This is a genomic window from Actinomadura sp. 3N508 (assembly GCF_044326375.1).
Taxonomy (GTDB): domain Bacteria; phylum Actinomycetota; class Actinomycetes; order Streptosporangiales; family Streptosporangiaceae; genus Spirillospora.
The window spans coordinates 170,615-185,428 of record NZ_JBIRAX010000003.1; the positions used below are offsets into that span (position 1 = coordinate 170,615).

Genomic DNA, 14,814 nt, shown 5'->3' on the forward strand with positions numbered 1-14,814 from the left:
TTCTCCTGTCTGCGGGTCACGGCCTGGAACGGCTCCCGGATTCGTGGTCTGGGAGCCGTTCGCCGTTTACGCCGCGGTGGTGTGCTCCCGCCCGTCACGTTCGGTGTGGCGGGTGATGAGGTGCTCGACCTGGCCGACGAATGGCGGGACGAGTCGGGCGATGTGCTTCGGCGCCGGTGCGTGCGCGTTTTCGGCGACTTCTCGCGCCGTGGTCGCCCAGGTCTCGGCCAAGGCGCGCTGGCAGGTGAGGGAGGTCATCGCGGCGCTCCGCTTGTCTCCCGGAGGGCACGGCGGGCTCGTCGCGACTCGGCGGACTTGGCGGCGATGGCGCGGAAGAAGGCCTGCATGGCCTCACGGGCTAGCCGGTCTCGCTCGGCGCCCGGCAAGGTCCGGTCAGGGTCGACCTGGTTCTTGAACCGTTCCAGGGCTGCATCCCGGGCCGGCCTGGTCCGCTCGGCCCGATCCGTTGTTCGCTCCCATGAGGCGAGCGATGCCTGGCGCGCTCGCTCGGTTCGCTCTTCTGGGGTCAGGCCCAATGCATTCATCCCTCGATCAGCTCTGCGTGTGCCCAGAGACTAGGACAGTGCTCTGACTCTGCGCAATAGCCGAGAGATTCGAGAGTTCCCGCTCTGCGCCAAAGCGGAACGAGGGTGTAGCAGTCCGGAAAGATTGTGCTGCTTGACCTGGGGAGAAGTCCGGCAGATCGCGTGTCGTGCTAGCGTCCTCCCCCGGCGCAGCGCTGTGCTAGCGACTACCGTCTGCATCGGCGCGGACTCAGACCTCAGAGGGTGGGAGCGATGTCCGATCGAGAGCGCATGCAAGAAACCCGAAGACGCCGGGAAGAGGCCAAGGCCGAAGCCGCCGCGCGCTTCGGGGAGTGGCTAGAGGCGGAAATGACCGCTCGAAGCATGAGCAACGTCGATCTTCAGGACCTCATCGGCATCAACAACTCCACGATCGGGTTCTGGCGCCGGGGGCTGCGGATGCCCGACGACTGGGCGACTCTGCGGATGCTGGCCGACGCTATGGAGACGCCGGCGCCGCAACTGGCGGTGCTGGTCGGCTTCTTCCGTCCGGAGGAGCTCGGCGGTGTCCAGGCGCCGGTCCGAACTCGGGATCAAGTGTTGACGTGGATCCGCGGGCATCCCGAGGAGACCCTCGACGCCTTGTACGACTGGATTCAGCAGGAGCCGCAGAAGGCGATGGGCAAGGTGATGGCTCCGATTACGGAATCTCCGGCCGCGAGGCGGAAGCTCGGTATCTCCAGTCAGCGCTGACGGCCGAGGAGCTGGCCAGAGGCGAGTGGGCGGACATCGGGATCGACTGACCACGTGAAGGGCCCCGGCGCGCACGTTGCGCCGGGGCCCTGTCGTCTGAGCACGCTACGCAGTGTGCGTGCGGCTCGCTTTCCTGCCCCCTGTTGCCGCGTCGTAGCCGTCCACGAAGCCGGCGGTGTAGCTGGGCTCCGATTGACGCTCGGACTTGATAAGCCACACGGTCGTGACGACGACCGCCCAGGCGAGTACCGGCAGACGAACCCTCTCGGGTAGCGGCGCCAGCAACCACACGAGCATGGCTGCGACTCCGCTGCCGAGGAGCATCAGGTTTCGCACTCACGCCTCCCCTGCAAATACGACCTCCGAAATCGCCATACCCCCAGCTGTGCATGTATTGGACGCCCTGGATTGGGTGCCTGGCTACAGGCCGATTGACCGTAATTGAAACGAGACGTTACGGACGCGTGACGAATTGACCTCGATACGCGGAGTGATGAGCTGGGCCGGCGGCGCATAGTCATGCCGCGGGTGCTCGACGTTGAGGAGCGCGGCCGCGAGCGTCCCCAGAGCCTTCTGCTAGCACTGCGGCCCAGCCCGTCTGGCCGGCGCCTGCAGACGCTCCGAAACGCGACGGGCCCTCGCGACACCACGCCAGGGCCTCTGTGGTCAGCCCCCGGACGCCACTCCCCACGCTCACGGGGCCGTTCTGGCGCGGGAGATGATGCCAGCGATGGACGCGACCACTTCGGGCTCCCAGATGGCGAGCCACCCGAGGATGCGGAGATCGTAGGCGCCGAGCTCGACTCCGGCGGCCTCGCACGCCGCGGCGAGGCGAGCCCGGTTCGCCGCGCCCATGTGGCCGGGGACGTGCGGGTGCGCGTAGGCGTCGCGGGTCGTTTCGGCGGCCTGCTGTTCTGTCTCGTACGGGCCGAGGTCGGCTGGCAGCTTACTCATGGGTCCGGGCCTCTTCGGATCAAGGCCCCGGGCGGTGATCGGCTCACCGTGTCCGGGGCCGCCCCGTTTCACATCCGTCTCACATCCGTCTCACGGAAGGGGCGGACGGTCGTGGATCGGGGCGTCTGGTCTGGACTTTGACCGGACCCTGACCTACGTCAACGGCCTGTGCGGACTGGCGTGGACCCCTGGTAGCCCTCTGGGGGTCAAGGGGTCGTGGGTTCAAATCCCGCCGTCCCGACACAGGCCAGGCCCGCTTTTGCGGCCTAGCACGCAGGACAGAAATGGATCCCTACGGGAATTCCGTGGGACGATCTTCCGATCGCCTCTTTTCCTCGCCCGCTGGCGGGCTCGCAGCAGCTCGTCCAGCGCGGCCACCGGCGAGTTCGCGGATATGGCATACCCGGCGGCCAGGGACGCCTCCCATCGCGCCGTCAACTCGTCGTTCAGGTCGCCGCGCATCGCCTGCGTGACGTGCGTGTAGCGCCGCTGCATCGAGCCGTCCTCGCGCCCCATCCGCTCGTCGATCAGCACCGGCCGGATATGACCAACATCCGACCGGCACGCAGCACCGCAATACCGCCGCGACGACCGCGAACCCTCAGGCAACCCCAGCCCGAAGTTCGCGCACCCCCGGTAGCCGACGGCGGGCTGGCCGGAGCGGTGCTGCCACGCCGCGGTGTCGTCGCACGAGGTGCACCGTGCCTTGTCCGACTGGGTGGGGGCGGCTGCCTGTGGCCCCCGGCCAGCGTTATCGGTGCCGATGCCCGGCCGGGCGCCGGCCCAGCAGACGGGTGCGGGGCCGGTGCCCGGCGGTGGAGGCCGAGTGTCACCTCCAGGACTGCGCGGGAGGCTCGATGTCCTCCCGTTCTTCTCCCGGGCCGATCTCGTCGACTTGCGAGGGCGGCGCGCAGTTCGGGTCGTGGTACATGATGCGCGTGTAGCCGGTGTGGTTGACGACTGACCGGGCGTACTGGCCGGGGATGTTGGCGCAGACCGAGGGCGGTGCCGGGTTCTGCCGGACCGACCTTTGGCCGGTGAAGTAGGGGCCCGTCCAGAAGCAGACGGCATTGTCCGGGCAATCCTGTCTGGCCGCGGTGGCGGCCGAAGCCGTGGTGGAGGCGGTCGCGGTGAGCACGGTGGACGCGGCCAGGACCGCAAGACCGGTGGCGATCGGGCGCATGAGGTTGGCTCCTTTGGTGAGATGTTGCCACTTGTAGTGCTTGAACGACTACTTTCAGTGACGAAACTTGCATGTCCGACCTGATGCCCGCCACCACCACGACCCCATATCCACGGCAGCAACCGGTCATGACGGCCACAGGTACGTCAAGGCCAGGACGTCCTCAGAAGGCCAGAGCGTCAACGTGGAGCGGATGGCAGCCTCGGTACATCGAGCCGCCCAGCGCGTCCAGTCTGCTTGTTCGGCCTCTCCCACCGCTCGCTGCGCCCGAACTGGCTACTGATCACCTTCCCCGGCGGCAGAGCTCCCGCAGACGTGCGGTGAGCCGCCGCATATTGCCACGCTTGTCGCTGAATATCCACATCTCCTGGTTTATCCATCTGAGATGAAGCCCGCTGTGCCCGCGGGTCATCAATTGCGTCACCCTGCTGCGGAAGCGTTGAAGAAGGTGTGAGGCCGAAGACTCCATCGGCATGTGCCGTCTCTTAGGTCGTGGACCTGGAAGCGGCACTTCTCAGGAGTACCTGGGAGGCGCCCCGGCCTGGTCCACGCTGACGCAGGGGCGACCTTTCTGCATGAGCGCTGACGACCGGTTGGTTCAAATTTCATCCATCCGGCGTCCTCGGACGAAGTGTGTTGGGCCGAGGGGGACCGGCAGCGGCCCACCCACGGCGGACAGCAGGTCCTTCTTCGAGGGTAAGGAGCACTCGATGCGTAGAACACGCGTCGCTCTCATCTCGGCCGGCCTACTCGCAACCGGTCTGCTGGTCGCGGCACCAGCAACGGTGCACGCGGACGACACCACGCGTGTGGCCGTACCCGGTCTGCGTGACCCCGCATTCATCGTGCGCGATGTCGACGGGGTTCCCCACATCAAGGCGAAGAACGCGCACGACCTCTTCTTCGTCAACGGCTGGGTCCACGCCGACGACCGGCTTTTCCAGATGGACCTGACCCGTAAGCGGGCGTCCGGCCGGGCGGCCGAGTTGCTCGGCAGCTCGGCCATTCCGGGCGACGTCCAGATGCGCACGCTGGGAGTGCGCCGCGCCGTCGAACGCAGTTTCCAGGCGCAGTCGCGCGAGACGCGGGAGGCGCTCAAGGCGTACGCCGACGGCGTGAATTCGTGGATCGCGCGGAACAAACTGCCGTCGCAATATGCGGCCGTCCAGGTGACTAAGGTCGAGCCTTGGACGGTGCTGGACAGCCTGACGGTCGCCAAGATATTGGCGTTCAGCCTTTCGTTCGATCTCGACATCGACCGGACGGCACAGGTCCAGGCGTACAACGCGGCCGGATTCGACGGCCACGCCGCCGTGTTCAAGGACGTGTCCCCGTTCGCCGCGTTCACCAACGCCTCGCCCGTCTTCGATTCCACCGGCAAACCGGCCGACCCGGGTGGTGGCTCGCGGCCGGTGGAGAGCAACAAGGGCGTGTCCGGCGTCGCGGCGAAACTGGCGGCCGACTATCTCAAGAAGGCCGAGAAGACGCCACTGCTCGCCGACATCCTGCGCCGCGACGCGGACCGGGGGTCGAACTCGTGGGTGATCGGCGGGCGGCACACGGCGACCGGAAGGCCGCTACTCGCCAGCGACCCGCATCTGGGCCAGGAGGCCCCATCGATCATGCATCCGATCGGCTACGACGGCGGGGGCTACAACGTCCAGGGCGTGAGCGTCCCGGGCGCTCCGTTCATCGTGCTCGGCCAGAACCGCGACATCGCGTTCGGCTCCACTCAGCACGCGGTCGACGTCAGCGACACCTACGTCGAGCAGGTCCGGCCCGACCCGGCCTCGCCGAGCGGGCTGTCGACCCTGTACAAGGGCAAGCTCGAGCCGGTCGTGGCCATCGACGAGTCGTACCGCGTGAACGCCCGCACCCCCGGCCGGCAGGACGCGATCACGCCCGTGCCGGCGGGCGGCGGGATCCCGGCGCAGACGTACATCGTCCCGCGCCGCAACAACGGGCCGCTGCTGTCGGTCGACCAGGCCACCGGGACCGCGTTGTCAGTGCAGTACACCGGGTACTCGGTGACGCGTGAGCTCGATGCGTTCCGGCTGCTGGACAAGGCGCGGAACTACGACGAGTTCCGCGACGCGCTGACATTGTTCGATATGGGCGGGCAGCACTTCGTCTACGCCGACATCAAGGGCAACATCGCCTACCTCACCAACACCGAGGTGCCGATCCGGGAGGATTTGCAGGCCGGCAAGGTGAACGGCAACCCGCCCTATCTGCTGCGCAACGGCACCGGCGGCAACGAATGGCTCCCGGTCGCCAACCGGCAGCCGAACCAGGCCGTGCCGTACGAGATCGTGCCGAACAGTGAGCTTCCGCAGGTGGTCAATCCGCCCGCCGGGTTCATCGTCTCGGCGAACAACGACCCGACCGGCAATTCGTTCGACAACGACATGCTCAACCAGCTCCGTCCCGGCGGCGGAATCTCCTACCTCGGCTTCCTCCACACCGGGACCCGGGCGGGCCGCATCACCGACATGCTGCGGGCCGCCGTCGCCAAGGGCCGGATCACGTCGGACGACGTGGTCACCATGCAGTCCGACACATCGTCGGTGGACGGACGGCTCTTCACACCATTCATCACCGGCGCGCTGAAGAGAGCCAAGGGCAGCAAGAACGCGGAACTGACCGCGCTCGCCGCGGACCCGCGCGTGGCGGAGGCGGTGAACCGGCTGGCCAAGTGGGACCTCACCTACCCGACCGGAATCCCGGAGGGATACGACGGCAATGACCGCAACGGCAAGCTCGGCAAGCCGTCGCAACACGAAATCGACAACAGCGTCGCCGCGACGCTCTACACGCTGTGGCGCGGCCGGTTCCTCATCAACGTCTTCGACAAGCACCTGGCGCAGATCTCGCCGAAGCTTCCGGCGCCCGCCGACTTCTACGCGCTGCCGGCGATCCGGCAACTCCTGGTCGACTTCGACGAGCGCAAGGGCGTCGGCCGGTCCGGAATCGACTTCTTCGCCGTGCCGGACGTCGCCGACCCGGACGACCGGCGCGACCTGCTGGTGCTGCGCAGCGTCCGGGACGCGCTGAACCTGGCCGCCGGCGACGACTTCGCCAAGGCGTTCGGCAACTCCACCGACCAGAGCGCGTACCGGTGGGGCAAGCTGCACCGCTACAACTTCCCGTCGCCGCTCGGCGCGCCGTACTCCGTTCCGTCGGAGGGCAATCGGTTCACCTCACCGCTGCCCGGCCTGCCGGGCATTCCCGCCGATGGCGGCGCGGGCATCGTGGACGCGTCCAGCCATCCGATCAGGGCCGACTCGCCGGACAGATTCACCTTCACCTTCGTCCCGGTCCGGCGGGGCGTCCACCAGGCCACACCACTCGGCATGCGCGGGGTGGACTCGCTGTTCGGCGGCTCCAGCGAGGACCTCGGCGGCGAGTTCGAGCAGAACCTGCTGCCAGGCTGGCTGACCAATGACACCTATCCGATCCGGATGTACCCGTCGGACCTGAAGGGCGCCACCCACTCGGTGACGCAGTTCGCGCCCCTCCGGCAGCAGTGACCGCACCCGTGCCCCGGCCGTCCCGGCCGGGGCACGGCCGTGTCTCAGGGCTTCTCGCGCAGCGGGACCGTGCTGGCCCGGTCTCCCGGGCGAGTTCCTTGATGACCAGCCTGTACCCCGGTACGTACGTTCCGTCCAGGATGCGCGACCGCAGCAGCTCGTAGCAGAACTGGTCCGGGTCGTAGCTGTGGTGCTCGGTGTCCTGGGCCAGGGGGTGCTCCACCACACTCCTGCGACGATCTTGACGCTCCCGCCGAGTTCGGCGACCTGCGCCGGCAGAACCGATACGCAGCGGATCTCACGCGCTGGAAGCCAGGCGGCGGACCAGGTAGGACCAGGCGGCGTCCAGTTGTGCGGGGGCGTAGCAGCGAGCGCGTTTGGCCAGGGCCTCGGCCTCGTCGGAGTGGTCGTAGGTGTCGGCGGCCGCGGCTGCCTGGAGTTGGAGGCGGCACGCCTTTTCGAGGAAGATCGCGGTCAGGACCGCGGTCGGGACGTCGGGGCCGGCGGTGACCAGGCCGTGTCTGTGCAGCAGGAGGGCGTTGCGGTCGCCGATGGCTTCGGCGACCGCGCTGCCGAGGGCGCGGTCGCGGATGAGGTCTCCGGTGGTGGTGAAGCGGGCGATGTCGGGCGGCCAGAACAGGGTGCCTTCGTGGCCGACCGGGCGGAGAGGCAGGCCGGTCGCCGCGAAGGCGACGGCGGACTCGGCGTGGCTGTGAACGACGGCGCCGACATCGGGGCGGGCGGCCATGATCTCGGTGTGGATGGGGTATTCGAGGTGAACGCGCCCGTCCCCGCGCAGGCGCGTCCCGTCACGGTCGATGAGCACGACCCGGTCGGGGGTGATCTCCTCCATGCCGTAGCCGGCGGCCTTGAGCCAGACGCCCGCGCCGCCGGGGTCGCGAATGGAGAGGTGACCCCAGATGAGGTCGGCGTTGCCGTGCGCGGCCAGCACGCGGCAGCCGATGGAGACCTCGTCGGCAGGGGTCACTGCGCGTCCTTGGCGAGGAAGTCGCCGACGATGCGGTTGAACTGGGCGGGCTGCTCGAACATGGGCCAGTGCCCGGCGTCGGTGATCATGTCGAAGGTGCCGTTGGGCAGGATCTCGCTGGCGCGGCGGCCGACCTCGGCAGGGGTGGTGGGGTTGTGGTCGCTCCAAAGGACGAGGGTCTCGTGGTCGATCCGGGCGAGGTCGTCCTCGCCGAGCATGTAGGCGCGGTTGGCCTCGCTGGGCTGTTCGGCGACGAGCTTGGCGAGCGCGTCCTCGGTGCCGGGCAGCGTGTAGTAGCGGTAGCGGCATTCCACGAGTTCGTCGGTGACGGACGCGGGGTCCAGCATCAGCCATTCCAGCCGTTCGCGGACGCTCTGCCGGGTCGGCGCCGACGCCGCCCTGGTGGTGACGGCCTTGACCTGTGCGTGCACCCGCTCGCTTTCGGCGGCGCGTCCGGGATCGGACAGCAGCAGACCGGCGCCGGTGACCGAGACGAGCCTGCCGACGCGGTCGGGGTGGTTCAGCGCGGTGTGGAAGGCGATCCAGCCGCCGAGGGACTGGCCGACCAGGTGCGCGCGTTCGGCTCCGATGGCGTCGAGGAAGCCGATCAGGTGCCGGGTGAAGACGGGCGCGTGGTAGGTGACGTCGGTGGGGCGGGCGGTCAGGCCGTGGCCGAGCACGTCGATCGCGTACACGCGCAGGCCGCGCTCGGACAGCGGCACGACGTTGCGCAGGAATCCTTCGGCGTGGCCGGTGAGCCCGCCCATGAGGATGACGGCGTCGCCCTCCCCTGCCTCGATGGAGCGGGTGCGCCAGCCGGCGGCGTCGCGGAAGCGGGTTTCGGCGCCGAGGGAGTCGGTCCACAGGGTCATGCGGGGTTCTCCTTGTCGAGGAAGTCGTTGAGGGCGGCGTTGACGAGGTCGGGCCGCTCGTACTGCGGCCATTGCTTGGCGGCCGGGACGGTCAGGAGGCGGACGTTCGGGATCGCGCGGGCCGCCGCCTCGACGACGGCCACGGGGGTGTGCCCGTGCTCGCCGCGGATGAGGAGGACGGGCGCCGTCAGGGTGGAGAGCCGTTGCGGGGTGAGAAGGGATGGGGCGTTGTCGGCGGCTCGCACCAGCAGGTGGACGCGCCGGGCCTCCTCGGGGCGGTAGAGCGCGGTCCGGACCTGGACGAGTTCGGCGTCGACCCCGGTGGGGTCGGCGAGGAGGCCGGCGAGCCGGGTCCGGACGGCCTCGGCTGTGGGTTCGGCGTAGGCCCGTCCGCCGCGTTCGTAGGCCGCCTTCACCGCGGGGTCGGCGAGCCGCTCGGCCTCGGGCTGGAGCCCGGCGGGTTCGATGAGGGCGAGCCGCCGTACCCGCTCCGGCGCGCGCGTCGCCGCCAGCGCGGCCGCCCAGCCGCCCAGGGACTGGCCGACGAGGTCGGCGGCGTCCAGGCCGAGCGCGTCCAGGACGGCCAGGACGTGATCGGTCAGCGCCTCCACCGTGTAGGAGCCGGACGGCGACCGCCCGGTGAGCCCGTGGCCGAGCAGGTCGACGGCGATCGCGCGGTGTCCCGCGGCGGCGAGCGCGGGCAGGGTGCGCGCGAAGGTCTCCAGGTGGCCGCCGCGCCCGTGCAGCAGGACGACCGGGTCCCCCGTCCCGAGATCGGCGACGCGCGTCGCCACCCCCGCCGCGGTGACATGCCGGATCTGGGCGCCGAGCAGGTCGGTCCACAGGCTCACAGGTGCTTCCTCAGGAAGGCGAGGGTCCGCTCCCAGGTCAGGCGGGCGGCCTCGGGATGGTGGTTGGGGTGCGTGTCGTCGTGGTAGGCGTGTCCGGCGCCGTCGTAGACGTGGATCTCGGTTTCCTGGCCGGACCGCTTGAGGGCGTCGCCGAGACGGGCGACCTGGTCGAGCGGGATGACCTCGTCGGCGCCGCCGAAGTGGGCCTGGACCGGGCAGCGGACTGCGTCGGCGATGGCGATGCGGGAGCGCACCTGGCCGGTGGGGCTGTAGGACGGCGGCAGTTCGGGCAGTCCGTAGAGCGGAACGGCGCAGGCCAGCCGGTCGGTCCGGGTCGCCCAGGCGAGCGCGAGGCCGCCGCCGAGGCAGAACCCGACGACGGCGGCTCGGGAGGCGTCGACGTCGTCGCGTCCGGCCAGGTGGTCCAGGCCCGCTTCCAGGTCGGGCAGCGCCTGCTCGTCGCGGGCGGCGAGGAACGCCTTGGCGCGGCGCTCCTCGGGGGTGGTGTAGTCCTGCGGGGGGCGGCCCCCGATCCTGCTGTACAGGTCGACGGTCAGGCACGCGAAGCCCTCGGCGGCGAAGCGTTCGGTGACCCGCTCCCGATGGGCGGTGACGCCGAGGTTCTCGTGCGCCATGACGATCACCGGCGGCGGGGCGCCGCCGGGGCGGCGGGACGGCAGGGCCAGATAGCCGCGGATCTCGTCGGCGCCGGCGGGGAATGTCGTCCAAGCGGCTTCGTTCATGCTGGTGTCTCCGGGTCAGCCCGCGCGTGGCGAGGAGGGTGGCTGCCCGGCCGCGGTCCGGCCGAGCAGGTGCTTGATGTGGGTGCCGAGGGCTTCGAGCCGCTGGCGCGGCATGCGGGTGATCCGCCCGCAGACCGCGATCGCGCCGGCGGGACGGCCGCCGACCATCACCGGGACGGCGACGCCGGCGATGCCGGCGATGAACTCGCCGATCTCGACGGCGTAGCCGTACCGGCGGGTGGTCTCCAGCTCGCGGCGGAGCGCGTCGGGGTCGGTGATGCTGGCCGGAGTGCGCTGCGCCAGCGGCAGCCGCGTGACGATCTCCTCGGTCTCCTCCCGCGGCAGGGCGCTGAGGATGGCGCGGCTGATGCAGCCGTTGGCCAGCATCGAGCGCCGGCCGAGCGGCGACAGCGATTCGGGCGAGTGCGGCGCCTCCCGCTTGCCGGTGATGAGCAGCGACCTGTCCCGCCAGTCGATCTCGGCGATCAGGACGGTCTCGCCCGTCGAGCGGATCAGCTCCTCGGCGACGCCCTGCGTCAGGTGGGACAGGGCGTTGGTCGTCGAGACCAGGCTGCCCAGCTCCAGCAGCCGGTTGCCCAGGACGTAGGCGCCGTCGGCCTCCTGCCGGAGGAACCCGCGCTCGACCAGCGTCACCGCGATGCGGTGGGTACTGGTCTTCGGCACCCCGGCGGCCTCGGCCAGCTCGGTGAGCTGGAAGCGCGGGTGCGCGGCGCTGAAGGCGCCGAGCACGTCCAGGGCGCGGTCTACGGAGCGTACTCCGCGGCGGCGCGCGGGATCGTCGGCGGGAAGGGGCCCAGGCGAATCGTTCACGGTGACCTCACGAGCAGTACGGCGGTGCCTTGCTCGCATTGTCGCTGGTCACGACCACGTCGGGCACGGTGGCGATCTTCTTGACACCTTCCGTCCCGCGCAGCAGGCCGACGACGTTGTCCACGGCCAGCTCGCCGACGCTCCTGGGAGTGTTGCTGACGGTGACCGCGAACTCCCCGTCCTTGACGGCCTTGACACCGGCCGCGCTGCCGCCGTTGGTGAGGATCTTGATGTCGTCCCGTCCGGCGGCCTTGAAGGCGGCGAGCGCGCCGAACGCCATGTCCTCGTTGTGGACGAACACGTGGGAGACCTTCGGCCGGGCCTGCAGCATGTTCTCGGCCACGTCCTGTGCCTTGGCCCGCTGCCACATCGCGGGCTGGTCGAAGACGACCTTGGCGTTGCCGCCGAGGCTCTGCTTGAACGCGTCGTTCATCAGGTCGGCGGCGGCGCCCGGCGCGCCGCCGATGATGCCGACCTCGGCGGGCTTGCCCTCGCTGTCCTTGGCGAGCCAGGCGCCGAGTTCACGGCCGACCTTCTTCACGTCGGTGACGACCGCGCCCAGGATCTTGCTCTGGTCCACCGACGCGACGGAGGTCAGGAAGATCGGGATGCCGGCGCGGTTGGCGCGGCCGATCCCGCCCTCCAGCGAGTCGATGTTGACCGTCTGCACGACGATCACGTCGACCCGCTTGACGATCATGTCGTCGATGTTGGACAGCTCCTTGGCCGGGTCCATGGCCGAGTTCGCGGTCAGGACCTTCACCCCGGCGCGGTCGGCGCGCCCCTGCAGGGCGTTCTGGAGGCAGGTGTGGAACTCGATGGAGTTGCCGTTGACGAAACCGATCGTCAGCTGCTTGCCGGACTTGACGGGCGCGGCGGCCTTGTTCCCCTCGTCCACGCTGCAGGCCGAGAGCGCGAGGCCGGCGGCCACGGCGAGGGCGGTGGCGGTGACTCTGGGGCGAGTGGTCCTGGTGCGAGTGGCTTTCGGGACGGGGCCCAGGCTGGCGAACATCGTGATTCCTCCGGGTCGGGGTGAGGTGAGGTGGTCGGCGGAGGGCTGGGGAACCGGTCAGCGGGGGCGTCCGCGCAGATGGTTGGTGATGGCCGCGACCAGCAGGACGGCGCCGAGCGCCACGTCCTGGTAGTGGGAGTCGATCTGGAGCAGGTTGATGGCGTTGGTGACCACGCCGAGCAGCAGCACGCCCAGGGCGGTGCCGACGAGGGTGCCGCTGCCGCCGTGCAGGGCGGTGCCGCCGATGACGACCGCGGCGACCACGGTGAGCTCCAGGTGCAGGCCGCCGGTGCCGGGGCTGGCCGCGCCGAGCCGGGCGACGAGCATGACGCCGCCGAGCCCGGCGAGCAGGCCACCGAGGGTGTAGAGCAGCAGCTTGGTCCGCGCGACGGGGATGCCCGCCAGCCGGGCGGCCTGCTCGTTGCCGCCGATCGCGAAGGCGTTGCGGCCGAACGCCGTCCAGCGCAGCATCAGGCCCGCGGCGACGCAGACGGCGACCGCGACGACGACCAGGGCCGGGATCGCGCCGAACACCTCGCCGAAGCCGAGCGTCTCCAGCGCCTTCCCGATGGACACGCTCTTGCCGTCGATGATCAGCAGCGCGGCGCCGCTGAGGGCGGTGGAGGTGGCGAGCGTCGCCACGAACGGGGTGACCCGCAGGTAGGTCACCACGATCCCGTTGACCAGGCCGATCGTCGCGCCGAGCGCGAGCGCCAGCACGACCGCGGCCCACTGGTCGAGGCCCGCGACGATGAGCTGGGCGGTGACGCCGTGGGTCACGGCGGCGATCGCGCCGAGCGAGAAGTCGATGCCGCCCGCGGTCATCAGCAGGGTGAGCCCGGCCGCGAGGACGGCGACCACGGCGATCTGCTGGGACACGTTGAGCAGGTTCGGGCCGGTGAGGAAGACGTCGCTGCGCAGCGCGGTGAAGGCCCCGACGACCAGGAGCACGGCCAGCAGGCCGAGGTGGCGGGACAGGCCCGGCGGCAGGGCGAGCCGCAGGCGTTCGCTCGTCGCGGTCAGTGCGGTCATGGCTGGTCTCCTCCGGCGATGAGCGTGCCGAGGTCGTCCCGGCTCACGTGGTCCATGGGCAGGTCGGCGACGGCCCGGCCGCCGCGCACGACGACGACGCGGTCGGCGAGCCGGATCACCTCGTCGATGTCGGAGGAGGTGAGCAGGACGGCGGTCCCGCGCTCGGCGAGGCCGTCCACGATCCGGTGGATGTCGCCCTTGGCGGCGACGTCGACACCGCTGGTCGGCTCCTCCAGCAGGCAGGCGGCGACGTCGCCGTCCAGCCACGCCGACAGCAGGACCTTCTGCTGGTTGCCGCCCGACAGCGCGGCCACGGGCGGGTCTTCCTGGATCGTGGTGACGCCGTAGCGCTCCCGCGACGCGCGGGCGCGGGCGTGCACGTCGCGCCAGCGCACCAGCCAGGGCCGACGCCTGCCCCGCCGGACCAGGTCGAGGTTCTCGTCGACGCCGAGGCCCGGCACGAGCCCGTAGGCGAGCCTGTCCCCGGTGACGCAGCGCAGCCCGGCGCCGAGGGCGGCGGTGACGCTGCCGGACCGCAGCACCGCGCCGCGCACGGCGACGGTGCCGCTGCGCGCCCGGCGCAGCCCGCTGAGCAGCCCGAACAGCTCCGACTGGCCGTCGCCCGCCGGGCCGAGGACGGCGACGACCTCACCGGCCCGGATCTCCAGGTCGAACGGCCGCAGCCGGCCCCGGCCGAGCCCGGACAGCGTCAGCACCACGGCACCGGGGCTCCGGGAGGTCTCCGGCCGCCTGCCCTGCACCAGCCGGTCGCCGACCATCGCCCGCACGAGGGCGGGCAGGTCGAGCGCGGCCCTGTCCTCGACGGCCGCGACCCGGCCGTCGCGCATGACGGTGACGCGGTCGGCGAGGGACAGGACCTCTTCCAGGTGGTGCGAGATGTAGATGATGGCCCTGCCCCGGTCGCGCAGGGTGCGGACGAGGCCGTGCACGCGCTCGGCGTCGCGGGCGCCGAGCGCGGCGGTCGGCTCGTCCAGGATGAGGACCCGGCCGCCGTGGTGGACCTCGCGGGCGATCTCGACGAGCGTCTGCTCGGCGGGGTCGAGGCTCCCGGCGGGCGTGCCGGGGGCGATGTCCAGGCCGAGGTCGGCGAGGGCGGCGGCGGCCTCCTCGCGGGCCCGGCGCCACAGCACCCGTCCCGCGCGGGTGGGGAGCCTGCCGAGCAGCAGGTTCTCCGCCACGCTCAGCTCGCCGACGAGCGTGCGCCGCTGGTGGACGATGCTCACTCCCGCCGCGTGGGCACGGCGCGGGGTGAGCGGGCCCTGGCGGCGGCCGTCGATGATGATGTCGCCGTCGTCCTGGGTGATGGAGCCGCAGATCAGCTCCACCAGGGTCGATTTCCCGGCGCCGTTCATGCCGACGACCGCGTGCACCTCGCCGGCCCGCAGTGTGAAGTCGACGCCCGCGAGCGCCTGCGCTCCGCCGAAGGCCTTGCGCACGCCGCGCAACTCCAGGACCGGGGCGACTCCCCCGGACGCCGCCTCCAGGTTCGGGCTTGTTCCCTTCGCGTCGGAAACGGCCAT

Annotated in this window: 15 protein-coding genes; 2 read left to right on the forward strand and 13 right to left on the reverse strand. The window is 70.7% G+C overall.

Going from position 1 to position 14,814, the window contains the following annotated elements; all coding sequences use genetic code 11:
* Positions 1–66: 66 nt before the first annotated feature.
* The gene (locus ACH34S_RS12115; RefSeq protein WP_395952637.1) at positions 67–258 is read right to left on the reverse strand and encodes a hypothetical protein; all 192 of its coding nucleotides are present in this window, start codon (positions 256–258) and stop codon (positions 67–69) included.
* A 539-nt stretch (positions 259–797) separates the two neighbouring features.
* On the opposite strand from ACH34S_RS12115, the gene ACH34S_RS12120 reads away from it, so the two are divergent.
* Entirely contained in the window at positions 798–1,277 is a 480-nt protein-coding gene (locus ACH34S_RS12120; protein WP_395952638.1) for a helix-turn-helix domain-containing protein, read from the forward strand.
* Between the two features lie 105 nt (positions 1,278–1,382).
* Here ACH34S_RS12120 and ACH34S_RS12125 read toward each other — a convergent pair whose 3' ends face one another.
* From ACH34S_RS12125 to ACH34S_RS12140, 4 genes are all read right to left on the reverse strand, one after another.
* Positions 1,383–1,613: a hypothetical protein gene (locus ACH34S_RS12125; protein WP_395952639.1), complete on the reverse strand. Its 231-nt coding sequence runs from the start codon at positions 1,611–1,613 to the stop codon at positions 1,383–1,385.
* A 357-nt stretch (positions 1,614–1,970) separates the two neighbouring features.
* Positions 1,971–2,231, reverse strand: a complete 261-nt coding sequence (locus ACH34S_RS12130) for a hypothetical protein (protein ID WP_395952640.1) — start codon at positions 2,229–2,231, stop codon at positions 1,971–1,973.
* Between the two features lie 222 nt (positions 2,232–2,453).
* Positions 2,454–2,765 carry a hypothetical protein gene (locus ACH34S_RS12135; protein WP_395952641.1) on the reverse strand — a complete coding sequence of 104 codons (312 nt, stop codon included), beginning with the start codon at positions 2,763–2,765 and terminating at the stop codon, positions 2,454–2,456.
* Between the two features lie 295 nt (positions 2,766–3,060).
* Positions 3,061–3,414 carry a peptidase inhibitor family I36 protein gene (locus tag ACH34S_RS12140; protein WP_395952642.1) on the reverse strand — a complete coding sequence of 118 codons (354 nt, stop codon included), beginning with the start codon at positions 3,412–3,414 and terminating at the stop codon, positions 3,061–3,063.
* Positions 3,415–4,124: 710 nt separating this feature from the next.
* Here ACH34S_RS12140 and ACH34S_RS12145 point away from each other — a divergent pair.
* On the forward strand, positions 4,125–6,944 hold the full coding sequence (locus tag ACH34S_RS12145; RefSeq protein WP_395952643.1) for a penicillin acylase family protein: 2,820 nt from the start codon (positions 4,125–4,127) through the stop codon (positions 6,942–6,944).
* 298 nt (positions 6,945–7,242) lie between these two features.
* Here the strand turns inward: ACH34S_RS12145 and ACH34S_RS12150 are convergent, their stop codons facing one another.
* From ACH34S_RS12150 to ACH34S_RS12185, 8 genes are read right to left on the reverse strand one after another with little or no spacing between them, the layout of a single operon-like run.
* The gene (locus ACH34S_RS12150) at positions 7,243–7,932 is read right to left on the reverse strand and encodes a class II aldolase/adducin family protein (protein WP_395952644.1); all 690 of its coding nucleotides are present in this window, start codon (positions 7,930–7,932) and stop codon (positions 7,243–7,245) included.
* Positions 7,929–8,804, reverse strand: coding sequence for an alpha/beta fold hydrolase (locus ACH34S_RS12155; RefSeq protein WP_395952645.1), 876 nt, complete (start codon positions 8,802–8,804; stop codon positions 7,929–7,931). Before ACH34S_RS12155 ends, ACH34S_RS12150 begins: the two co-directional genes overlap by 4 nt.
* Positions 8,801–9,655, reverse strand: coding sequence for an alpha/beta fold hydrolase (locus tag ACH34S_RS12160; RefSeq protein ID WP_395952646.1), 855 nt, complete (start codon positions 9,653–9,655; stop codon positions 8,801–8,803). The genes ACH34S_RS12155 and ACH34S_RS12160 overlap by 4 nt, the downstream gene beginning before the upstream one ends.
* On the reverse strand, positions 9,652–10,398 hold the full coding sequence (locus ACH34S_RS12165) for a dienelactone hydrolase family protein (RefSeq protein ID WP_395952647.1): 747 nt from the start codon (positions 10,396–10,398) through the stop codon (positions 9,652–9,654). Before ACH34S_RS12165 ends, ACH34S_RS12160 begins: the two co-directional genes overlap by 4 nt.
* 15 nt (positions 10,399–10,413) lie before the next feature.
* Complete coding sequence (locus ACH34S_RS12170; protein ID WP_395952648.1) at positions 10,414–11,229, reverse strand: IclR family transcriptional regulator; 816 nt, start codon at positions 11,227–11,229, stop codon at positions 10,414–10,416.
* 7 nt (positions 11,230–11,236) lie between these two features.
* Positions 11,237–12,241: a sugar ABC transporter substrate-binding protein gene (locus tag ACH34S_RS12175; protein ID WP_395952649.1), complete on the reverse strand. Its 1,005-nt coding sequence runs from the start codon at positions 12,239–12,241 to the stop codon at positions 11,237–11,239.
* A 57-nt stretch (positions 12,242–12,298) separates the two neighbouring features.
* Positions 12,299–13,273 (reverse strand): ABC transporter permease, encoded by a 975-nt coding sequence (locus ACH34S_RS12180; protein WP_395952650.1) that lies wholly within the window; start codon positions 13,271–13,273, stop codon positions 12,299–12,301.
* Positions 13,270–14,814: a sugar ABC transporter ATP-binding protein gene (locus ACH34S_RS12185; RefSeq protein ID WP_395952651.1), complete on the reverse strand. Its 1,545-nt coding sequence runs from the start codon at positions 14,812–14,814 to the stop codon at positions 13,270–13,272. The genes ACH34S_RS12180 and ACH34S_RS12185 overlap by 4 nt, the downstream gene beginning before the upstream one ends.